The organism is Bradyrhizobium sp. 192 (genome assembly GCF_023100965.1).
GTDB classification, from domain to species: Bacteria; Pseudomonadota; Alphaproteobacteria; order Rhizobiales; family Xanthobacteraceae; genus Bradyrhizobium; species Bradyrhizobium symbiodeficiens.
In genome coordinates this window covers 97,267-118,873 of record NZ_CP064690.1, presented here as the reverse complement: position 1 = coordinate 118,873, position 21,607 = coordinate 97,267, and the positions used below count along the sequence as shown (strand labels likewise).

The window sequence follows — 21,607 nt, the reverse complement described above, 5'->3', positions numbered from 1 at the left end:
CCGGAGGTCTGACCCCTGTCTTCACCCATTTGGGTGAAAGGGGGTTTGCACAGACCAAGGCAAAGCCCGATTGGTGCGCCGGGCGCAAAGGCAATGAGGGATGTGTCTGCGGACGGAACAGTCTAACCGCCGCGCAATGCCTTGCCAGCGAGCAAGCTGACGAGCTCCTGCTGACGGGAAAGGCCGGTCTTCGAAAACACAGCTTTGAGCTGCGTGCGCACCGTCTCCCGCGTCACGCCGATTTTTGCTGCGAGTGCATCGATCGATCCCGCCTGTGCAACGCCACGTGCAACCTGGGCCTCTGCCGGCGTCAGGTCAAACAGACCTTGCAGGACTTCCGCACTCGGTACCGCGCCGCGATCGACGGGCGTTACGATGAGCATGAAGGTGGCTTGCGTGAAGATATCGCGTGCGGATCCGCGCACCGGCACGACATGCAGGACCATCGGTACGCGATCCATCCCCGCTGCGATGGCGAGAGACTTGACGGCCGGGCTGTTGCCACCGAACGAGGTCCCCAGCGCCGCCAAGAACAATCCGTCTGCAGTGCCATCGGCCAGGGTCAACCGCTCTGCGCGATCTTGGAACAGCGACGGCATCAGCGCTTCGAACAGGCCGTTCGCCGCGAGCAACTTGCCTCGTTCGCGCAATATCGCTCCAGGCAGCCCAATGGCCTGCAATGCATCGGCTTGCGCGCGCGCACGCTCGAAGCCAAGGCGGTTTGCAGTCAAGGACGCCCGAGCCAGATGAGGCCTCAGGCCATCAAGGAACGCGACGACGTCGCGCGGGACCGGTCCGTTGTCCTGGTGTCGCGGCATGACGATCGCAATCGAATCCCCGCTCGGTATTGAAATGATGGTCCCGGCCCTGTAGCCGATTCCGTGCCTGCGATAGAAATTGCAGTACACGTCATTGGTCGCGATCTCCTCCTCCGATAGAAGGTCGCCGTCATTGAGGAAGCCGGCGTAGTTGAGAGCGGCGGCGCGCGGCAGCAGCGGGTCGCGCTCACTCCATCCCTCTTGCAAGAAACGGGGCATAGTCTGGTCGTGATTGACGGAATTGACCCCGCTGACATAGCCGTCGCGTACCGCGAAAAGCAGTCCGCCATTGCCGCCGATAGCGTTGGCGATTTCGTTGAGGACATCGGGCCACAATGACGGTATGAGCCCGGCCTCGTAGATGCGGTCAATCAGATGATCGAGATGCCCAAATCCACTCATGTGCAGCGCGAAAGAGCCAACAGCGTAACTATAGTTGGGTGACCGCGCGATGCAATCCGGCACATCGAAAGGCGCTGCGGATCCTTGTAGGGAACTAATTGTTTTCTCAATCCTCACCAGGGCGGCGTCGTCGGAGCGGATGCGTTCGTACTCTACAACGAACTTTTCTCCTGCCGTTCTCAAGTCGCGATTTCTTGTGTTCCGCTTTGCGCGATCAAACGTCCCGACAGGCTGGCGGATCGCATGCGGCTATTCCAGCGGTGAGCCCATCCGCAGGGAAGGAACATGAGCACGTTGTGCTTGGCCCACTTTGGAAGGGGCAGCATCGCTTGCCCGCCTACTTCACCGCCCCAAACCGGCTCTCGAACGAGTTCGACGACACCACCGGCGCGGCGCCCATGATCTGGGTCGCTTCGCTCGCGCCATCGCTCACCGACGGCTTCAGCGTCGGCCGCGTCTGGGCGAGGCGGGTGTCGGGCTTTGCCGGCTCGGCGGGCTTGGCGGCCACGGTCGCGGCCGGCTTCGCAGCTTCCTTCGCCGCTTCCTTGGACTTGTCATGCCCCGGCACGAACCGGGTCACGGCGGCCTTGAGCCGCGACGCCGCGGTGGTCGGCGTCGTCGTGGCCGGGGCTACGGACGCGGTCGCTTGCGGCGGCGGGGTGGTGGCGGTCGTCTCGGACGAGCCCATGCCCATCTTGCGGCCGAGATTGGAGAAGAAGCCGCCGGACTTCTCCTGGGGCTTCTCGGCCGGCTGAACCGCGGCGACGCGGGCGTTCGTCGCGGGCGCGCTGACGGCGACGACCGGCTCTTCCTGCGGCGCAGGCGCGGACGCCACGCTGTCGAGGTTCGGCTTGGGCGGATTGACGTGGCCGGGGATCGTGCCCGGCGCCTTGGCCATGGCCAGCATCTGCAGCGTGGTGCCTTCGGCGCCTTCGGACAGGCCGGTCGAGCCTTCCGGAATCTTCGCGGCAAATATCTTGTTCATGCCGCCGTCGATGCCAGTGTTCATGCGCGCCACCGGCGTGCCCTTGGCGACCAGCTTGGCGTATTCCGCCTCGTCCCTGGCTTGCTTGCCGCGCACGGCGGCGACGACGTCCTCGGGGATGACATAGGCCGGGCACTTTGCCGAGGCGTCGAACACCGGATCGCGCTTCGCATCGGGCGCGCGGGTCGCGTCGAAGACGTATTTCTTCTCGCAGAAATCGACCTTCGGCTCCTGCCGCGTCACCTCGAAATGATCATAGCCTTCCTTGATCATCTTCCAGAACGGCATGTTCGGATTGTTGCGGTGCCTGGCCATGTTCACCGGAGTCATCCTGAACGGATAGGCCTGCAGCTGGAACGCCTTCTGGCCGCCGAAGAAGGACTCGCGCCCCAACGAATAGATCTCGGCGATCTGCTCGTCCGTCATCGCGTAGCAGCCGCGCGAGGAGCAGTCGCCATGCACCATCAGCTGCGAGCCGGTGCGGCCAAGCGCCTTGTCGAAGGCGTTCGGATAGCCGGTGTTGAAGGAGAGGTAATAGGCCGATTGCGGATTCATCTGGCTCGGGTTGATCGAGTAGAATCCCTCCGGCGCCTGGCGGTCGCCTTCGCGCACCTTGGGGCCGAGATCGCCCGACCAGCGGCAGATCGGATAGGTCTTGAGCAGCGCGAACTGGCCGTTGCGGGTCTGCTTCCAGACCTCGAGTTCGGCCTCCTGCTTGAACAGGCGCACCAGGATCGGCGATTGCAGATCCATGTCCTTCTCGACCATCGCGGCGAGTAGCTTCGGCGGCACCGGCTGGTTGGCCTTGGCGTTGTTCGCGAGCGAGACCTGGTCGGTGTCGCAGCCGGCCAGCAGCACGCTGGCCGTCATCAGCGCAACCGAAGCCAAAAGCGCGCGAGCAAGCGAACGAGAAATCAAGACGGACCCCACAGCGTGCCGGGCATGGATGCGCGAACCCCAATTCGTTTGGCGCATGATCCGACCGGCGAACCGGACCCGTCGTGACGGGCTTTGTCAGCTCACGCCCCAGCGCTATGCCCTGAAGCCATTGATTAAAATTCTAACCGCTGGGTCATGTGGTCGCAACCCGAGCGGGGATCACGAGGCCGTTGGCCCAATGGTGTGGTCAACAGAGACTTAAATCAGGCCGGAACTTGGGCCTTGCGGCCGAACCCTCACTGAGATCGCTGATTTGGGCAGAAAAAGGGTTAACGCGGGGTTACCGGGGGAGCTCTTCACCTCTCCCGCTTGCGGGAGAGGCCGGGAGAGGGCTCGCTCGGCATTGGGAGTGTCGCGAGTGGAGACACCCTCTCCCCGACCCTCCCCCGCAGGCGGGGGAGGGAGCGCACCGCCGTTGCGGCGCTAAACCAGCCCGAATCAACCCAGTTTGCGGCCGATATCGAGGAATTTCTGCCGCCGCTGCTGGCGGATGGCGGTTCCGTCCATTCCCCGGAGCTCGTCGAAGGCCTTGGCGATGGCGTCGCCCGTGGTGGCGATCATGGCGGCGGGGTCGCGGTGGGCGCCGCCGACCGGCTCCTTGAGGATGCTGTCGATCACCCCGAAACGCAGCATGTCCTGGGCGGTGATCTTCATGTTGTTGGCGGCTTCCTGGGCCTTGGTGCCGTCGCGCCAGAGGATCGAGGACGCCGCTTCGGGCGAGATCACGCTGTAGATCGCGTGCTCGAGCATCAGCACCTTGTTGGCGGTGGTGATGGCGATGGCGCCGCCCGACATACCCTCGCCGGTGATGATGGCGACGTTCGGCACGGTCAGCGCCATGCATGCATCGGTCGAGCGCGCGATGGCTTCGGCCTGGCCCCGCTCCTCGGCGCCGATGCCGGGATAGGCGCCGGCGGAATCGGCCAGCGACAGCACGGGCAGGCCGAACCGCTCGGCCATCTCCATCAGCCGCACGCATTTGCGATAACCTTCCGGCCGCGCCATGCCAAAGTTGTGCTTGATGCGGCTCTCGGTGGAATCGCCCTTTTCCTGGCCCATCACGCAGATCGCTTCGCCGCGGAAGCGGCCGAAGCCTGCGACCAGCGCCTCGTCCTCGCCGAACTTACGGTCGCCGGCGAGCGGGGTGAACTCGGTGATAAGCCCCTTGATGAAATCGTTGAAATGCGGTCGCTGCGGATGCCGCGCGACCAGCGTCTTCTGCCACGGCGTCAGGTTCTGATAGAGGTCGGCCAGCGCCTGCGCCGCCTTGTCCTCGATCCGCCCGATCTCGTCGGCGATGTCGGTGCCGGCGGCCGCCATGACCCTGAGCTCATCGAGCTTGGAATCGAGCTCGGCGACGGGCTTTTCGAAGTCGAGATAGCTGCGCATCTGGTCTTGCATCAACTCAATATAGGGAGGACGGGGCTGGCGAGCGAAGCGGATTTAGATCGGCGGAAAGAACTGTAGCTTCTTCAATGAGTTGACCTGTGTGCTCGTGAGCCAGTCCATCAAATCATGCGGAGGCACCGGCTCTTTCTGCGGAGATGTGGCCGAAGTCAAGGCGGTTTCGGGTGTTACCCTTGGCCTGTAGCCCGGATGAGCGCAGCGATATCCGGGATGGCGCGTAAGGCACGACCGGACCCGGATGTCGCTGCGCCCACCCGGGCTACAGTCTCACTTCTCCGCCAGCGGGTGCAGGTCGCGCACCAGGCTCTTCAGCCGCTCCTCCACCACATGGGTGTAGATTTGCGTCGTGGAAATATCGGTGTGGCCGAGCAGGGTCTGCACGATGCGCAGATCGGCACCATTGTGCAGGAGGTGGCTGGCAAAGGCGTGGCGCAGCACGTGCGGGGAGACCAGCCGCGCCTGCAAGCCCGAGGCGACCGCGAGCTCCTTGAGGTCGCGGGCAAAATGCTGCCGCGTCAGATGCCCGCTCTCGCCGAACGAGGGAAATAGCCATTTCGAGGCGGCGAGGCTGTCCTTTTTCTTCTCCGTCTTCGCGGCCTCCGTCGCGGCGAGATAATCCGCCATCGCCTGCCGAGAGGCCTCGTTGAGCGGCACCAGCCGCTCCTTGTTGCCCTTGCCGCGCACCACGATCATGCGCGCGTCGCGCTTGGCCGCCGAGCGCGGCAGCGCCACCAGCTCGGAGACGCGCAGGCCCGTGGCGTAGAGCACCTCGAGCAGGCAGTAGAGCCTTAAAGACCGCAGCCGCTTCGACGGCGAAGTATCCTCCGCCTCGCTCAATTCCTTGGCGCGTGTCAGCATGCGGTCGACATCGGCGATCGACAGCACCTTCGGCAGGCCGCGGCCGCGCTTGGGGCCGGACAGGATCGCGGCGGGATCCTCGGCTCGGATGCGCTCGTTGAGGAGGAAGCGGTAGAGATGCCGCATCGCCGACAGCCGCCGCGCGACGCTGGTGGATTTGAAGCCGCGACTGTCGAGATCGGCGAGGTAGTCGCGCAGCGTCTGCGTCTCGGCGTCTGCAAAGCTGTGCCCGATGCGGCCCAGAAATTTCGAGAAATCGGTGAGGTCGCGGCGATAGGCGTCGAGCGTATTGGGCCCGGCGCCCTGTTCCGCCGCGAGCATGTCGAGGAACAGGCCGGTAAGCTTGGCATCTGAGGGCGGGTTGCGCATGCCCTGGAAGCTAGCTCCTATTTCTTGAGAAACTTGTCCGGCGGAATCGTCACCGTCATTTCCCGCGACTTGGGACTGACGAAATTGGCCAGTGCGAAGACCACGCCATAGACGATGCCTGCGATCACGGCGACGACCGTCAGGAAGCGGAACAGGCTGGGCATCGATCTGGGGTCCGGCTGGCAAATTAACCAATGAAATCATCCAACATGTTCGCCGTTTCGTGGCAAGAGTCCTCTGGCGAGGGCTCCGTTGGGGTCGTATAGGTGGCCAAAGCGTGCCGCCTTTGGCGGCAGATCGAGCGAGATTCATGACCGACGCCGCCTTGCCGATACCAGCTTCGCTAGAGACCGACATCCTGTCGGCGCTCGGGGCGCGCTCGATCGTGCTCGTCGGTATGATGGGGGTGGGCAAATCCACCATCGGCCGCCGTTTGGCTGTCAGGCTCAGGCTGCCCTTCGTCGATGCCGACACCGAGATCGAGACCTCGGCCCAGATGACCATCCCGGAGATCTTCGAGCGCCACGGCGAGGCGTATTTCCGCGACGGCGAGGCGCGGGTGATCGCGCGGCTGCTCGACGGCGGGCCGGTGGTGCTGGCGACCGGCGGCGGCGCCTTCATGCGCGAGGAGACGCGCGCGCGCATCGCCGCGAAGGCGGTGTCGGTCTGGCTCAAGGCGGACCACGACGTCATCATGCGCCGTGTGCGGCGCCGCGCCGACCGCCCGCTGCTCCAGACCGCCGACCCCGAGGGAACCGTGACGCGCCTCCTCACCGAGCGCGAGCCGGTCTACGCCCACGCCGACCTCACCATCGCCTCGCGCGACGTGCCGCACGACAAAATCGTCGATGAGACCATCGAGGCGCTGCGCGCGCATCTCTGCGGTGACCAAGCCGCCCAACCAACTGCCGACGTTGTGAGTGCGTCAAGATGACTGCGCCGTTGAAACATTCCGATCCCGTCAATGTCGAGGTCGCGTTGGGGAATCGCGCTTATGACATCGTCATCGGCCGCGGCGTGCTGGCCTCGCTCGGCGAACGGGTCGCGGCCTTGCGCCCCGGCGTGCGCACGGCGATCGTGACGGATCGCACGGTGGCAAAGCACTGGCTCGAGCCCACGGAGGCTTCGCTCGCCGCGAGCGGCATCCCGACCTCGCGCATCGTGGTCGAGGAAGGCGAGATCTCCAAGACCTATGCCGGCCTGGAAAAGGTCAGCGAAGCCCTGATCGCCGCCAGGATCGAACGCAACGACCTCGTCATCGCGCTCGGCGGCGGCGTGGTCGGCGATCTCGCCGGCTTTGCGGCTGCGATCCTGCGCCGCGGCGTCGATTTCGTGCAGGTGCCGACCTCGCTGCTGGCGCAGGTCGATTCATCCGTCGGCGGCAAGACCGGCATCAACTCGCCGCAGGGCAAGAACCTGCTGGGGGCCTTCCACCAGCCGGTGCTGGTCGTTGCCGATACCGCCGTGCTCGACACGCTGTCGCCGCGGCAGTTTCGCGCCGGCTATGCCGAGGTCGCCAAATACGGCGTGCTCGGGGATGAGGCGTTCTTCACCTGGCTGGAGACAAACCATTCCGACATCGTCAAGGGCGGTTCGGCGCGCGAGCATGCGATCGCGACCTCCTGCCGCGCCAAGGCCGGCGTGGTCTCGCGCGACGAGCGCGAGACCGGCGAGCGCGCGCTGCTCAATCTCGGCCACACCTTCGGCCACGCGCTGGAAGCCGCGACCGGGTTCTCCGACCGTCTGTTCCACGGCGAGGGCGTTGCCATCGGCATGACGCTGGCCGCGCAGTTCTCGGCCAGGCTCGGCATGATCGGCGAAGCCGAGGCCTCGCGCGTCGAACGGCATCTGATCGAGGCCGGCCTGCCGACGCGCCTGCAGGATATCGCGGGCTTCGCGCAGGAGGGGCTTGCCGACGCCGACGCGCTGATGGCGCTGATGGCGCAGGACAAGAAGGTCACGCGCGGCAAGCTCACCTTCATCCTGCTGGAGGCTGTCGGGCGCGCCGTGATAGCAAAGGATGTCGAGCCGACGCTGGTGCGCGATTTCCTGCAGTCGAAATTGTCGCAGTGATGGCGGGGCCGTTTGGATCGGCCGCCCGCGAAGGCGCGCGGAAGGTCAAGGCGGCCGCGAGGCAAACATGAGTTCGATCTCGATCAATCTGCTGCTTGCGGTCCTGTTGCTCGCCGCCAACGCGTTTTACGTGGCGGCGGAATTTGCGCTGGTGAAGAGCCGCGGCTTTCGCGTCAAGGCCATGGTCGAGCAGAACCGCTTCGGCGCGCGCCTGCTGCAGACCATGATGGGAAACATCGAATCCTATCTCGCCTGCTGTCAGCTCGGCATCACCATGGCCTCCCTTGGGCTTGGCTGGATCGGCGAGCCGACCGTTTCCGCCCTGCTGAGCCCGGTCCTCCGTCCGTTCGGATTGTCGGAGGCCACGCTGCACTTCACCTCGTTCGTGGCGGGTTTTTTGGTTTTCTCCTCGCTGCACATCGTCATCGGCGAACAGGTACCGAAGACGCTTGCGATCAGGGAGCCGATGCCGGTGTCGCAGTGGATCGTGTATCCGCTGCATGTCTCCTACCTCGTGTTCTATCCGCTGAGCTGGTGCCTCAACGCGGCCTCGAGCACGATCCTGCGTCTGATCGGGGTCCAGGAGTTTTCGCAGCACGAAATCCTGACGGATTCCGAGATCGAGGGCCTGGTCGAGGAATCGGCCGTGCACGGCAAGATCGAGAGCGGTGAGGCCGAGTACATTCACAATGTCTTCCGTCTTGGCGAGCTGACGGTGTCCGATGTGATGGTTCACCGCACCGCCATGGTGATGATCAATGCCGATCTGCCGCCCGAGGAGCTGGTGCGGGAGGTGCTGGCCACCGAATACACCCGCATTCCGCTGTGGCGCGACAAGTCGGAGAACATCATCGGCATTCTGCATGCCAAGGATCTCCTGCGGGCGATCCGTGCGTCCGACGGCGATACCTCGCGCATCGACGTCACCACCATCATGTTGCCGCCCTGGTTCGTGCCGGAAATGCGGCCGATATCCCAGCAGCTCAAGGCATTCCGCCGGCGCAAGACCCATTTCGCGCTGGTCGTCGACGAGTACGGTGAGGTCGAAGGCCTGGTGACGCTGGAAGACATCCTCGAGGAGATCGTCGGCGACATCTCCGACGAGCACGACGTCGTGGTTGCCGGCGTGCGGGCCCAGCCGGACGGCTCGGTCGTGGTCGACGGCTCGGTGCCGATCCGCGACCTCAACCGCGCCCTGGACTGGCATCTGCCCGATGAAGAGGCAACCACCGTCGCCGGCCTCGTCATCCACGAGGCGCGCTCGATCCCCGACCGCGGCCAGAGCTTCACCTTCCACGGCTTCCGCTTCCGCGTCCTGCGCCGCGAGCGCAACCGCATCACCGCGCTCCGTATTTCACCGGTGCCGCGCGAGGCGGAGCTGGAAGGGGCCAAGCCGCGACGGGCGGGGACGTCGTTTTGACTCCTTGCCCTCCCCTGGAGGGTAGGCGGATCAACCTTCCCCCGGTGCCTTGGCCTGAATCGCCAGCGCGTGCACGCTGCCTGCCAGTTCCGCGGCCAGCGCCGAATTTATCAGGCGATGGCGCTCGACCCGGCTCTTCCCTTTGAAGGCATCGGATACAATATAGACGCGGAAGTGCGTCTCACCGCCCGGCCGATGGCCGGAATGGCCCTCATGCAAATGTGACTCGTCGACGACTTGCAGGCTTTCCGGCGTGAAAGCTTCCTGCAACTTGTTGCTGATAGTGTCTTTCATAACCATGAGTGCCATTAAAACGTGCGCTAGCGCCCCGTCAATTGCGTAGGCCACCTTGGCGGCCGTACTTCAAAGACGCCGAAGTGAAACTTCGGCTACCCGTGGTCAGCTAATTGCAATGTCAAGACTTGAAGGTTTTTGCATTGCGTAGTCAAAGTCAGCCATGCCGATCGATTCATCAAAGTTCTTCGACTCCATCCGCGTCAAGCCGCGGGGCAAGCAGCCGGAAGTGAAGCCGCGCGACACCGCGGTCGGTTGCGAATGGGCCGGATGCCAGAACAAGGGCGCGCATCGTGCGCCGAAGGGCCGCGAGAACCAGCGCGAGTACTGGCACTTCTGCCTGAACCATGTGCGCGAGTACAACCAGAACTACAATTTCTTCTCCGGCATGAATGCCGACGCCGTCGCGCGCTACCAGAAGGACGCGCTGACCGGCCATCGTCCGACCTGGAAGATGGGCGCCAATGGCGGCGTCAAGAAGGGCGCGGAAGCCGAGATCGATGGCGCCTTCGATCCCTTCAGTATGTTCCAGGAGCTCAACGGCCGCACCGGCTGGCGGAAGGGTCCGGACGCTCCGCCCAAGGCCGAGACGCGCAAGGTCATGAACGCCGAGCGCAAGGCGCTCCATGTCATGGGCCTCGGCCCAAGCGCCACGCTCGCCGACGTCAAGACCAAGTACAAGGCGCTGGTGAAGCAGCACCACCCCGACGCCAATGGCGGCGACCGCTCCACCGAGGATCGCCTGATCGAAATCATCAAGGCGTATAATTATCTGAAGACCGTGGTGCGGGAGGCGTAAGGCCTCACCGCGCCGGATGCCGCCCGCTGGTGAGCGGACGGCACCTTCAATGTCACCTGCTCCGGCAAACGCGAACGCGCTTGACGATGCGGCGTCCATGATAGCCGCGCGTGACGACGGTGCGTACGGTGCAGACTCTTCGCGGAGCGTAATGATAGCGTGCGTTCACGACGTCCCCGGAAACCGATGCGCTGGGGATAGGGTGAGCCGGCAGCGCATTGGCTGGTGCTGCGAGTGACGAGAGAGCGAGCAGCGTTCCCGCAGCGAGGGCGCAAGTGAGCTTCTTCATTATCATTCCTTTTCTTGTTCGCCCCTGAAGAGTTTTATTGGGGCGAGCATGAATGCGCGGCGCGCCTTCCATGTTCCAGTTGGACGTTGAGTCCTTTAGTCGCATGTCGCGAGAAGCGCGACGATGGACAGTTTTGACGAGGTTTGTAGTCTCGTAGAGTGGGCAAAGCATAAGCGTGCCCACGCATTCTTTGCGATCGAGAGCGATGGTGGGCACGGCGCTTCGCGCCTTTACCCACCCTTGTATTAGCGCATCGGTATAGGATTGGCGCCGTTCCGTGAGGAATGGCCCAGCCCGGGTGGCCACCCTGGCTGGGCCGCCGATCGATCGGATCGATGCCCACCGAAGCCTTGAGGGCTGCGTTTCGTAGCAAGATCGCGGTCGGCACTTCATCGGGACCCGCATGGTTGAACGAACTTCAGGTTCGCATAACAAGGGAGGGTCGAGGAAGATGGCCAAGCGTAACACGATCTGTGCCGGGATCGATACCGGCAAACGCAAGCTCGACGTGGCGATCGATGGCAACTCTGAGCAGTTGCGGGTCGACAACACGGCAAGAGGTCACCAGGCGCTGGTGGAGTGGTTGAAGTGCCGCAAGGTAAAGAGGGTCGGGATCGAGGCAAGTGGAGGCTACGAGCAGGCGGTCGTTGCGGAGCTGCGGCGCAAGCGTTTCGTCGTCGTGCTGTTTCAGCCGAAGCAGGTCCGCGCCTATGCCACGTTCCGTCTGCTGCTGGCTAAGAACGACAGGATCGACGCGGCGCTGATCGCGACGTGCACTGCCGCGGTCAAGACGATCCATCCTGCACCGGATCCGCGGTTGCAGCCCTTTGCCGAGCATCTGACCATGATCGATCAGATCACGGAAGACATCGCAAGGCTGAAGAACCGGCTCGAGAGTTGCCGCGACAAGCGGATTCAAGGGGTTTGGAAGGCGCAGATCGCGCTGTTGGCAAAGTCCAAACGAGCCGAGTTCAAGGCGCTGCTGGCGGCGATCCGCAAGCATCCTGATCTCGCCGCACGGCTCGATCTGATCTACAGCGTCGCCGGCTGCGGTCTGCCGACCGCGGCTGCCGTCCTGATCAGGATGCCCGAGATCGGCAACATCACACGCGAACGGGCCTCAGCTCTCAGTGGACTGGCGCCTTACGACGACGATAGCGGCGAACGATCCGGTGCCCGTCACATCAAAGGTGGCCGTGAGCGGCTGCGTTGGGCGCTCTACAACGCGGCTCTTCCGGCATCCTCCCGATGGAACCCGCAGATGAAGGCTCTCTATACAAGGCTGATCGCCGCCGGAAAATCTCATAAATGCGCGCTGGTCGCTTGCGCCAAAAAGTTGCTCGTCACGATCAACGCCGTGGTCGCCCGCGGAACTCCGTGGATCGCCGAAGCGCCTCAAACTGCCAAGCTGCCCGCCACCTGATCGCGTTTCTTTGTTCGATCAGGCGGCCGTTTCTTCGTCCCGACCTTCCGCCTGGACGACGCCGTGCGCCGCGGCCGTCAAGGTTGGCCGTCGCGAACGCCCCGCGTCAAACTCGCTGCCGCCAGGCCACACCTTGACGGCTGCAAGCCCGGCGTCATGCTTGCGGAAAATCGGGAGAACCTTAATGGTTGCTACGATTTCCGGATTCGCAAAGACATCCGCTCTCAAACTTCCGGCATCGCGCCCACATAGGACGAGCTCGGCCTGATCAGCCGCCCGGTCCGCTGCTGCTCGCGGGCATGGGCGGTCCAGCCTGCGGCGCGCGCCACTGCGAAGATCGGCGTGAACGCCTGTCGTGGAATCGCCAGCGCATCGAGCAGGATCGCGGTGAAGAACTCGACATTCGTCTCCAGCGGCCGCTCCGGATTCTTCTTGCGCAGCGCGCTGCGGATATAGGCCTCGACCTCGCCGGCAAAGGGCAAATCGGTGCCGTTGGAGGCCAGCGCCTCGACCGCGGTCTTCAACACATCGGCTCGCGGATCGCGCACGCGATAGACGCGATGGCCAAAGCCCATCATCCGCTCGCCACGGGCCAGCGCCGCATCGACCCACGGCTGAATGCGCTCGCGCGAGCCGATTGCGTCGAGCATCTCCAGCACCGGTTCCGGCGCGCCGCCATGCAGCGGGCCCGTGAGCGCGCAATAGCCCGCCGTCACCGCCGCGAACAGATCGGCTTGCGTCGAGGCCACCACACGCGCGGTGAAGGTCGAGGCGTTCATGCCGTGGTCGCTGGCGGTGACGAGATAGGCATCGAGCGCGGCGACCTCGCGCGTCTCAGGCGTGGCGCCGCGCAGCATCCGCAAGGTGTCGGCGGCATGGCTCGCATTCGGATCGGGCGCGACCGGCTCGAGCCCCCCGGCGCGCCGGACCAGCGCGCCCGCGATCACGGGAAATGCGCCGACGATCGTCGCATCGTGCTCCAGCCCGTTCTCAGCGCGAAGGCCTGCGACCGCCGCGCGAAACCCGTCGACGACGCTCATGCCGCGCGTCGCCGGCAGCAGGTCCGGCAGCCGCGCGAAGGCGCGCTCGCGTGCCGCGCCCAGGTGTGAGCGCACTTCGGCTTCGGTGAGGGTGGTCTTGCTGGCGCCGTTCCAGAGCCGGGCAGTGACGCCCTCGAAACTCGAGATAGCGGCCAGGCGGCCGACCTGCTCGCCGGCGATGATCAGTTCGCCGCGCTCGCCGTCGACATGGCTCAACACGGTCTCCGCCGCCGGAACGCCGTCCAGCCCGATCTGGCTCTTGGTGAGGTGGATGTTCATGGCCCAAATCTCCTTTTGCGTTGCACCACGGAAATTCGGGCCTCTCGACAGATTGATCAATCTTGATTACATAAATCAATATGAAAAATCCCGAGGGGCTCTATCTCTCCGCCCGCGAGGCCGCGGCCGAGCTCGCGATCTCGCCAGCCACGCTCTACGCCTATGTCAGCCGCGGCCTGATCCGCTCCGAGCCGACGCCGGACTCCCGCAAGAACCGCTACCGAGCCGAGGACGTCCGCGCCCTGAAGGAGCGCCGCGTGCCATCGCCCGAGCCGCGCGGCCTGCGCAGCTTCGATGCCGACCTGCCGGTCATGGACACCGAGATCTCGACCATCACCGAGGAGGGCGCGATCTATCGCGGCGTCAACTGCGTCGATCTCGCCGAGAACGACACGCTGGAGCACACGGCGACGCTGCTCTGGGACGTCTCCGAGGTCGATCCCTTCGCATCCGACAATCAGCCTGCGCTCTCCGAGGAGATGCGCATGATCGGGCAAGCCGCGCGCCGGGCCGCGCCGATCGACCGTGCCATCGCCGTGCTCGCGCTGGCCGCGAGCGTCGATCCCCGCGCGTTTACGCGTGCACCGGATGGCCGCGCCATGGTCGGCGGACGTATCGTCCGTCTTCTCGTCGCCACCATGCTCAATTCAGAGCCGTCACCCGAGCCGCTGCATCAGCAGATCGCAAAGGCCTGGGCCGCCGACAACAAGCACGCCCCCGACCTGATCCGTCGCGCGCTGGTGCTGCTGGCCGATCACGAACTGAACGCCTCGACCTTCACCGCGCGCTGCGCGGCCTCGACCGGCCTGAACCTCTATGATGCCGTGATCGCCGGTCTCGCCGCGCTGAAAGGCCCCAAGCATGGCGGCGCCGGCGTGCTGGCCTCGCAGCTCGTCAAGACCCTGGTCGACCGCGACGTCGCCCCGATGGTGCGCGAGCGCGTCGCGCTCGGCGAACGTTTCGCCGGCTTCGGCCACGGCGTCTACAAGCGCGGCGACCCCCGCGCGCAATCGCTGCTCAACGCGCTCTCGCGCGCCGGCGCGCCACGAAAGTTCACGCGCGAAGTGCCGGAGCGGATCGCGGAAGCGACCGGCGAGTTCGTCAACATCGACTATGCGCTCGCCGTGCTCGTGCATACGCTGCGCCTGCCCGCCGGCAGCGAGCTCGCTCTGTTCGCGATGGCCCGCAGCGTCGGCTGGATCGCGCATGCCAGCGAGCAGTTACAGTTCGGCAAACTGATCAGGCCAAGGGCGCGCTATGTGGGACCTGCGCCGGGGCGGAGGACGGGGGGCGCGGAAGCGAAGTCCTAAGGGCGTGCGTTCACATGCAGGACTTCCAGCAGCGAAGCTGGCGCGACTTTGCGGCGTCGTTTTGCTAGATTGCAGCGCAATTTCTGAAACCCGGGTGCAGGAGCAGCATGGATAATCGTGCGGGCGAGATGTTGGTGTTCGTACGCGTGGTGGAGGCGGGTAGTTTCTCTGAAGCTGCCCGTCTCATGCTGATGACGCCGTCCACGGTCTCGAAGTTGATCGCCCGGCTGGAGGCCCGGCTCGGCGTACGCCTGATCGAGCGGTCGACGCGCCGGCTCGCGCTCACGGGCGAGGGACAGTTCTATTTTGAGCGCAGCCAGGCGCTGCTCGCTTCGCTGGATGAGACCGAGCAGCAGATCGCGCAGGGGGGCGCGGAAGCCGAAGGGATCGTTCGCGTTAACGCCTCTGTGACGTTCGGCACGGCAGCGCTCGAGCCGATCCTGCCCGCTTTCTTTCAGGCTTACCCGCGTATCGTCGTCGATCTGTCGCTGTCGGACGAGGTGGTCGATCTCTATCTCGACCGCACCGATGTCGCGATCCGCGTCGGCAAGCTGGCGGATTCCAACCTGATGGCGCGCAGGATCGGCGAGACCCGGCGGCGCATCGTCGCCTCCCCCGCCTATCTCGCCCGTCACGGAACGCCGCAAACGCCGGAGGACCTCGTCCGTCACAACTGCCTGGGTTTCAACTTCCGACGCGCGATGCCGCTGTGGCCGATGCGCGAAGGCGGACGCATCGTCGAACGCATGCTCAGCGGGTCCCTGCTCGCCAACAACGCTGAGACGCTTCGCCGTATGGCGATCGCCGGAGTCGGTATCGTCCGGGCGGCCGACTATCATCTGCGCGGGCCCATCGCGCGTGGCGAACTCGTCGAGCTCCTTGCTGACAGCGATATAGGTGTAACCGACGAGATCCATGCGCTGTTCCGCGGCGCGCAGTTGCAGCCGGCGAGGGTACGGGCTTTCCTCGATTTCGCAGTGCCGCGCATGCAGCACTTCCTCGCCGAAAAATAATGAGAAGCGGCCGAGGCGTGGAGTTTGCCCCGGCCGCGCAACGTCTCAGCGCCGGTCGCGTCCGAGGATTTCCATGCGCATGACCTGGACGCCGCCCTCGGCGAGCGCCGGAAGCTTGGCGAACCAGTCCTTGACGTAGGGCATGGCGTTGTGTGCCTCGAAGTCGTCCTTCGTGGCAAAGATCTCGTAGAAGACGAAATGGCCGGGATGCTCCCGGTCCTCCTGGAGAAAATAGACGAGGTTCTTGGGATCGCTGCGCACCTGTGCGATCAGCGGCAACGTGGCCGCACGCAGCTCGGCCTCCTTGCCGGGCTTGGCACGCACCTCCGCGACGATCGAGTATGCACCGGTCGGGATCTGGGCGTAGCGGATGCCGCTCGCCTCCTTGGCCCGCACCGGAGCGGACGCGGCAATCGCGCCGGCTCCAAGCAGGGTGACGAGCACACATGATTTTGCAAATCCGAGATTCATTGTCCTGATTCCTTTTGCAGAGAGAGAAGCAGACGGCAGCCAGCTGTGCCGGCTCGTCACTGTCCGGTCAGCGTCCGTTGCCGAGCGGCGAGGGCGTTGGCGAAGCGCTGCTTCACCGGTCCGAGCGCCTTCACGAATTCGAGCTGTTCGCCCTCCGGGCCCTTGCAATAGATCAATTCCCAGCCATCCGATGGGGCGACCGTCACCTTGTTGGTGTTAGTGTTCTCGGGGGCACTCTTGCGCTCCGCCTCGGTCCGGACACGGATGATGCGGTTGGCCCGCACTTGCGTCATTCTGCGGCGCGCGGATTCAGCTTCGAGGTCGGTGATGAACTTGTTGAAGTCGACATCGTCGCGCACGTAGAAGCAGATGTGCATCATGCGCGGGTAGGCCGGGCTCATGTTCTGTACCGGCGGCGCGAAGCTGTTGGCGCTGCCCATCGGCTCCTGCGCGTTGCGATACTGCAGCAGCTCGATGACGACATTATCGAACTGGACGAAACGTACGTCGAGCCGCTGATCGCCGTCGCGAAGGTTCGGCACGCCGATCGTCTGCGGATCGACATGCAGTTCGTTTGCGCGGATCTCCTGGTCGGCGAGCAGCGTGTTCTGTACGGGATCACCCTGGAAGTCGCCGTGGCGAAACACCTCCGTGCCGCCCAGCACCTCGGTGTAGAATTCGAAGGCGCGCTCCATGTTCTGCACCGTCAAGCCGAAGTGCTGAACGCCCTGCAGGCGGACCGGCAGCGGACCGGCATTGCGTTCGGCTGCCGACATTCCGTCGATCCCGCGGCCCGGCGTCGTGGCAGCCCGCACCGGGCCCGCTGTCGCGGCTCCCGCGATCATCGCGGCGCCGGCGGTCAGCAACATGTTGCGGCGGCTGGGATCCGCTGCTTTGTCCGTTTCAAGGTCACGCATGGTTTTTCTCCTCTTGGTTGGATCGAAGCGCGTCGATTGAGGACGCGAGGGGCCAGCCGGGCGAAGCGGGGCTTCGACCGGCGAGCGTTGCTGGTGTTGAGCCTGTGGGGTTAGACCGCGATAGGAAGGGGGGCGGCCGGGTTGACCAGACCCGCAGCACGTAATTCGCGCCAGAAGTCGGCGGGTATCGTCTGCTCCAGTGCTGCGCGGTCTTCTGCAATCCGGCTTGGCTGGCTGGCTCCTGGAATCACGGCCGCCACAGCGGGGTTGGCCAGCGCGAACTGGAGGCCGGCCGCCTTCATGCTGATCCGATGACGATCGGCGATCGCCTTGATCGCTGCGACCTTGGCGATGATCGCCGCTGTTGCCGGTGCATATTCGAAGTTCGGGCCGCCGACGAGCGCGCCCGAGCTGTAGGGGCCACCGACGATAATCCCGAGCTTGCGCTCGGCCACCATCGGCATGACGCGCTGGAGCGCCCGGTCGTGGTCGAGCAGCGTATAGCGGCCGGCGAGCAGGAAGGCGTCGGGGCGCGGTTCGTCGAGTTCGAGCAGGAGTTCGATCGGTTCGACCCGGTTCACGCCTAGGCCCCAGGCCTTGATCACATCTTCGTCCCGCATCCTTTGCAGGGCCCGGAAGGCGCCTTTTCGGGCGCTTTCAAACATGCTCAGCCATTCATCGCCGTAGAAATCCTGCGCGACGTCGTGGACCAGGGCGATGTCGATGTGATCGGTCCTGAGCCGCTTCAGACTGTCCTCGATCGAACGATAGGTCGCGTCCTCGCTATAGTCGTTGACGACCTTGTTCGGGCGGCCATGCGCGAACACGCCGCCCTTTTCGCCGTAGTCGCGCGGGCTTCCCTCGATTTCGTCGAGAACGATGCGGCCGACCTTGGTGCTGATGACATAGTTTTCGCGCTGCTTGCCAGCGAGCGCCTGGCCCATGCGTATCTCAGCGAGGCCGGCGCCGTAGAAAGGAGCATTGTCAAAATAGCGAATGCCATCGTTCCAGGCAGCCTCGACTGTCGCCAGCGCTTCAGCCTCGGGAATGTCGCGGAACATGTTGCCGAGCGGCGCAGCACCAAAGCCAAGCTTGCTGGGCAGAATGTCGTTCAAAGCCATCGTACGGACCTTTCCGTCGGACCTGTTCTCCGGACCCAATGTCCGGCGTCGATGGTTGAAATACATTCGGTCCCACGCGCGCAGTAGCCGGGCGCTGATCTCAGCACCTTGGATTTGAATTCACAGGTTGGGTGTCACGCGTGCGCCGAACAAGGACAAGGCGGAAGCGAAGCCGTTCGACACCGCGGCGTGCCACGCAGATCCACCTGCGACGTCCCGAGTGGCTCGCGGAAGCGACCGGCGAGTTGGTCAACATCGATGATGGAGTCGCGGCGCTCGGCGATGCGTGCTCTGCCGGCGGGCAGAGAGCTCGCGATGTTCGTAACGACGCGCAGCGTCGGCTAGGATCGGCCATGCCAGCGAGCAGTTGCAATTCGGCAAGATGATCCGCCCGCCGGCGCGCTATGTGGGACCCGCGCCGGGGCGGAGGACGGCCGTCGTGGAATCCAGTGGTCCAGAGCATACTCACAGGTGCGGGTCATCGGCTTCTCGCGGTGAAGCCGACTTGCGTGATTTTGCCTTCGGTCCCGGGTAAAGGAACAAGCGATGCAAAGTGAAGGCCGTCAAGCCCGTTGGGAGGGCGTTTATACCCAGAAGGGCGAGAACGAAGTCAGCTGGTTTCAGGAGAGCCCAGCCCCTTCAATCGACCTGATTGGACAAGTTGGCGCGACACCTGCTTCGGCCATCATAGACATTGGTGGTGGCGCGTCACGTCTGGTTGATCATCTCATTGATCGAGGCTTTGAGGATGTAACCGTTCTCGATCTATCCGATGCCGCACTTCAGCCAGCCAAGGCCCGCCTTGGGGGCCGTGCCTCGGAGGGCCTTGAAAGTGGGAGGGTACGCCATCATTGCGACCTTCGCGCTTGATGGTCCAGAGCGGTGCAGTGGCCTTCAAATAGTGCGGTACGACCCGGCGAGCCTTGGCAAAATCCTTGGGCCCCTTTTCGAGCTTGTCGATACGCGAGGCATATCCATGCAACCCCTTGGGGAGCGGATCAATCATTCCAATTCAGCGTGTTCAAGCGCTGCGTCTGAGCCGCTGCACGGTCAGCCGCTCCGGCAGCGACCCCGGACGGACCAAATCCACTAATGACTCTTACCGCGCCTTGTTGCCCGAATACGCCCCGGGCTCCGTTTCACATATGATCCGGATCATATGTGCGATGGCGGTTGTGCAAGCCTGATCCTGCCCTTGAGGCCGAGGCGAACAGTGAGGCCTCGGCGAGCATTTCCCCGGAGGCCCCGACGTAAAGAACGGTCTCGCGCCACTTGGGATCAACGCGCGCAAGCCGCACGGTACCGCTCGTTACCTCGTAGAGGCCGGTTATGTGTTGGCCAGCGCGAAAGAGCACCTGTCCTACGCTTGTGGCTTGGCTCGCGCGATCCCGCTGCCGTTCCGCCGGCGGATGAACCAGATCGCCAGCCCCAAAATGGTCGCACCACCGATGACGGCAAGCATCCAGATATGCTTGCCGACATGCCCATCGTGATGCAGCCCGGCATATTCATGCAGGGCCGACACGGCCAGCACGCCCGGCAGCACGTGCGCCGGCGCCCAGACCAGGATCGCCGGGATGTTCACCGCGTAGAACTTCGCCGGCGCCATGCCGAGCGCGCCTGATGTCACAGGCACGAAGGCGCGGATTGGCGGCACGAAGCGGGCGAAGAACACCGCCCAGGTGCCGAAGCGGTGGAAGAAGCTTTCGCTCTCGGCGACCACGCGGGGATAATTGGTCAGCGGCCAGGTGTTGAGGATCTCGCGCTGCTGCCGGTGCCCGATCCAGTAGGCCGAGCCGTCGCCGAGCACGGCGCCGACCGCCGCCGCCAGCAGCACCCATTGCAGCTTCAATTCCCCGCCCGGGATCAGGGCGCTCAGCGCCAGGATGATGGTCGAGCCGGGGATGACCGATCCCACCACCGGGACCGCTTCGAGCAGGGCCGCCAGGAACAGGGTCAGATAGGCCAGCCACGGATGGGCCGAGACGAACGAGATGAGGGGATCGAGGAAGGACGTCACGTCGTCTCTGTGGAGGGTTGGAGCACTGGGGCTTGGACCCTACATAAGTAAGCGGAGCCGGCGAAAGTGCCATTCGCGCAGGCAGGGCCGCCCTCCCGCCCGAAATTCGAGCGTGATTCGCAAGGCAGCCCTCCAAAAACTGCGTTCCTTGCCTATCTAAATGAAAAGACAGTGGAACTTTGATTGGAGGGCGGGCTTCTGCCGGCCAGCTGTCTCTGATAAGTTGATATTCAGCACCCAGCCGCAGCCAACGTGCGAATAACCGGTTTCGGGACCGCCCGGGACCTCGGAGGATTGATGACGACCGCCGCCATGTCCAAAGTTGAGGAAGTTTCCGGTCTGCCCGACATGAAGGTGTCGGTGCGTCAGGTGTTCGGGATCGACAGCGATCTCGAAGTCCCCGCCTATTCCGAAGTCGATCCTCATGTGCCCGAAGTCGATTCCGACTACCGCTTCGACCGCGCCACAACGCTCGCCATTCTCGCCGGCTTTGCCCGCAACCGCCGCGTGATGGTGACCGGCTATCACGGCACCGGCAAATCCACCCATATCGAGCAGGTCGCGGCCCGCCTGAACTGGCCCTGCGTGCGCGTCAACCTCGACAGCCACATCAGCCGTATCGATCTCGTCGGCAAGGACTCCATCGTGGTCCGCGACGGCAAGCAGGTCACCGAATTCCGCGACGGCATTTTGCCGTGGGCACTGCAGCACAACGTCGCGCTGGTGTTCGACGAATACGACGCCGGCCGCCCGGACGTGATGTTCGTGATCCAGCGCGTGCTCGAAGTCTCGGGACGCCTGACGCTGCTCGACCAGAACAAGGTGATCAAGCCGCATCCGTCGTTCCGGCTGTTCGCCACCGCGAACACCGTCGGCCTCGGCGACACCTCGGGCCTCTATCACGGCACCCAGCAGATCAATCAGGGCCAGATGGACCGCTGGTCGATCGTCACCACGCTGAACTATCTCAGCCACGACGAGGAAGTGGAGATCGTGCTGGCGAAGGCCAAGCACTATCGCACCCAGGAAGGCCGCGACATCGTCAACAAAATGGTGCGCCTCGCCGACCTCACCCGCAACGCCTTCGCCAATGGCGATCTGTCGACGGTGATGAGCCCGCGCACGGTGATCACCTGGGCGGAGAACGCCGACATCTTCAGCGATATCGGTTTCGCGTTCCGCGTCACCTTCCTCAACAAATGCGACGAGCTCGAGCGTCCGCTGGTTGCCGAGTTCTACCAGCGCTGCTTCAACGCCGAGCTGCCGGAATCCTCGGTAAATGTGGCGCTGTCCTGATCTCTCTCGGTATCGTCCCGGCCGAGGCCGGGGCGATTACCGCGAGGTCTCTCGATGATGCGAC

At 64.3% G+C, this 21,607-nt stretch carries 19 protein-coding genes and 2 pseudogenes; 10 read left to right on the top strand and 11 right to left on the bottom strand.

Features of this window, described 5'->3' with window-relative positions:
- Positions 1 to 122: 122 nt before the first annotated feature.
- The 5 genes from IVB24_RS00570 to IVB24_RS00550 form a co-directional block, all read right to left on the bottom strand.
- A complete protein-coding gene (locus tag IVB24_RS00570; protein ID WP_247771726.1) occupies positions 123 to 1,403 on the bottom strand; it encodes a LuxR family transcriptional regulator in 1,281 nt (426 codons plus the stop codon).
- Between the two features lie 154 nt (positions 1,404 to 1,557).
- On the bottom strand, positions 1,558 to 3,075 hold the full coding sequence (locus IVB24_RS00565) for a murein L,D-transpeptidase family protein (protein WP_247771725.1): 1,518 nt from the start codon (positions 3,073 to 3,075) through the stop codon (positions 1,558 to 1,560).
- A 507-nt stretch (positions 3,076 to 3,582) separates the two neighbouring features.
- Entirely contained in the window at positions 3,583 to 4,545 is a 963-nt protein-coding gene (locus IVB24_RS00560) for an acetyl-CoA carboxylase carboxyltransferase subunit alpha (protein WP_094973557.1), read from the bottom strand.
- Positions 4,546 to 4,818: 273 nt separating this feature from the next.
- Complete coding sequence (xerD, locus tag IVB24_RS00555; protein ID WP_247771724.1) at positions 4,819 to 5,778, bottom strand: site-specific tyrosine recombinase XerD; 960 nt, start codon at positions 5,776 to 5,778, stop codon at positions 4,819 to 4,821.
- A 17-nt stretch (positions 5,779 to 5,795) separates the two neighbouring features.
- Positions 5,796 to 5,942: a hypothetical protein gene (locus IVB24_RS00550; RefSeq protein ID WP_014439243.1), complete on the bottom strand. Its 147-nt coding sequence runs from the start codon at positions 5,940 to 5,942 to the stop codon at positions 5,796 to 5,798.
- Positions 5,943 to 6,088: 146 nt separating this feature from the next.
- On the opposite strand from IVB24_RS00550, the gene IVB24_RS00545 reads away from it, so the two are divergent.
- The 3 genes from IVB24_RS00545 to IVB24_RS00535 all read left to right on the top strand — a co-directional run bounded on the left by IVB24_RS00545 (position 6,089) and on the right by IVB24_RS00535 (position 9,271).
- Positions 6,089 to 6,712, top strand: coding sequence for a shikimate kinase (locus IVB24_RS00545; protein ID WP_247771723.1), 624 nt, complete (start codon positions 6,089 to 6,091; stop codon positions 6,710 to 6,712).
- Complete coding sequence (aroB, locus tag IVB24_RS00540) at positions 6,709 to 7,851, top strand: 3-dehydroquinate synthase (RefSeq protein ID WP_247771722.1); 1,143 nt, start codon at positions 6,709 to 6,711, stop codon at positions 7,849 to 7,851. Before IVB24_RS00545 ends, aroB begins: the two co-directional genes overlap by 4 nt.
- Positions 7,852 to 7,918: 67 nt before the next feature.
- Complete coding sequence (locus IVB24_RS00535) at positions 7,919 to 9,271, top strand: hemolysin family protein (RefSeq protein ID WP_094973553.1); 1,353 nt, start codon at positions 7,919 to 7,921, stop codon at positions 9,269 to 9,271.
- A 30-nt stretch (positions 9,272 to 9,301) separates the two neighbouring features.
- Here the strand turns inward: IVB24_RS00535 and IVB24_RS00530 are convergent, their stop codons facing one another.
- On the bottom strand, positions 9,302 to 9,571 hold the full coding sequence (locus IVB24_RS00530; RefSeq protein ID WP_094973552.1) for a BolA family protein: 270 nt from the start codon (positions 9,569 to 9,571) through the stop codon (positions 9,302 to 9,304).
- 157 nt (positions 9,572 to 9,728) lie between these two features.
- On the opposite strand from IVB24_RS00530, the gene IVB24_RS00525 reads away from it, so the two are divergent.
- Both IVB24_RS00525 and IVB24_RS00520 read left to right on the top strand, forming a co-directional pair.
- A complete protein-coding gene (locus tag IVB24_RS00525; protein WP_094973551.1) occupies positions 9,729 to 10,364 on the top strand; it encodes a DnaJ domain-containing protein in 636 nt (211 codons plus the stop codon).
- Between the two features lie 740 nt (positions 10,365 to 11,104).
- The gene (locus IVB24_RS00520; protein WP_247769734.1) at positions 11,105 to 12,076 is read left to right on the top strand and encodes an IS110 family transposase; all 972 of its coding nucleotides are present in this window, start codon (positions 11,105 to 11,107) and stop codon (positions 12,074 to 12,076) included.
- Between the two features lie 224 nt (positions 12,077 to 12,300).
- Here IVB24_RS00520 and IVB24_RS00515 read toward each other — a convergent pair whose 3' ends face one another.
- Positions 12,301 to 13,395, bottom strand: a complete 1,095-nt coding sequence (locus IVB24_RS00515) for a citrate synthase/methylcitrate synthase (protein ID WP_247771721.1) — start codon at positions 13,393 to 13,395, stop codon at positions 12,301 to 12,303.
- 80 nt (positions 13,396 to 13,475) lie between these two features.
- Here IVB24_RS00515 and IVB24_RS00510 point away from each other — a divergent pair, with 80 nt between their 5' ends.
- Positions 13,476 to 14,705 (top strand): citrate synthase family protein, encoded by a 1,230-nt coding sequence (locus IVB24_RS00510; protein WP_247771720.1) that lies wholly within the window; start codon positions 13,476 to 13,478, stop codon positions 14,703 to 14,705.
- Positions 14,706 to 14,812: 107 nt separating this feature from the next.
- Positions 14,813 to 15,718 carry a LysR family transcriptional regulator gene (locus IVB24_RS00505; RefSeq protein ID WP_140482194.1) on the top strand — a complete coding sequence of 302 codons (906 nt, stop codon included), beginning with the start codon at positions 14,813 to 14,815 and terminating at the stop codon, positions 15,716 to 15,718.
- Positions 15,719 to 15,763: 45 nt separating this feature from the next.
- On the opposite strand, the gene IVB24_RS00500 is transcribed toward IVB24_RS00505, so the two are convergent.
- The 3 genes from IVB24_RS00500 to IVB24_RS00490 form a co-directional block, all read right to left on the bottom strand.
- Positions 15,764 to 16,189: a putative quinol monooxygenase gene (locus tag IVB24_RS00500; protein ID WP_247771719.1), complete on the bottom strand. Its 426-nt coding sequence runs from the start codon at positions 16,187 to 16,189 to the stop codon at positions 15,764 to 15,766.
- 56 nt (positions 16,190 to 16,245) lie between these two features.
- Positions 16,246 to 17,106 (bottom strand): VOC family protein, encoded by an 861-nt coding sequence (locus tag IVB24_RS00495; protein WP_247771718.1) that lies wholly within the window; start codon positions 17,104 to 17,106, stop codon positions 16,246 to 16,248.
- Between the two features lie 110 nt (positions 17,107 to 17,216).
- On the bottom strand, positions 17,217 to 18,227 hold the full coding sequence (locus tag IVB24_RS00490; protein ID WP_247771717.1) for an aldo/keto reductase: 1,011 nt from the start codon (positions 18,225 to 18,227) through the stop codon (positions 17,217 to 17,219).
- A 215-nt stretch (positions 18,228 to 18,442) separates the two neighbouring features.
- Between IVB24_RS00490 and IVB24_RS00485 the strand changes: the two are divergent.
- Positions 18,443 to 18,657: pseudogene (locus IVB24_RS00485) on the top strand (citrate synthase); the annotation flags it as partial.
- A gap of 116 nt (positions 18,658 to 18,773) precedes the next feature.
- Positions 18,774 to 19,265 (top strand): annotated as a pseudogene (locus IVB24_RS00480) (SAM-dependent methyltransferase).
- 322 nt (positions 19,266 to 19,587) lie between these two features.
- On the opposite strand, the gene IVB24_RS00475 reads toward IVB24_RS00480, so the two are convergent.
- Positions 19,588 to 20,247: a DedA family protein gene (locus IVB24_RS00475; protein WP_247771716.1), complete on the bottom strand. Its 660-nt coding sequence runs from the start codon at positions 20,245 to 20,247 to the stop codon at positions 19,588 to 19,590.
- 297 nt (positions 20,248 to 20,544) lie between these two features.
- On the opposite strand from IVB24_RS00475, the gene cobS reads away from it, so the two are divergent.
- Positions 20,545 to 21,543: a cobaltochelatase subunit CobS gene (gene cobS / locus IVB24_RS00470; protein WP_094973544.1), complete on the top strand. Its 999-nt coding sequence runs from the start codon at positions 20,545 to 20,547 to the stop codon at positions 21,541 to 21,543.
- The last annotated feature ends 64 nt before the right edge of the window (positions 21,544 to 21,607 follow it).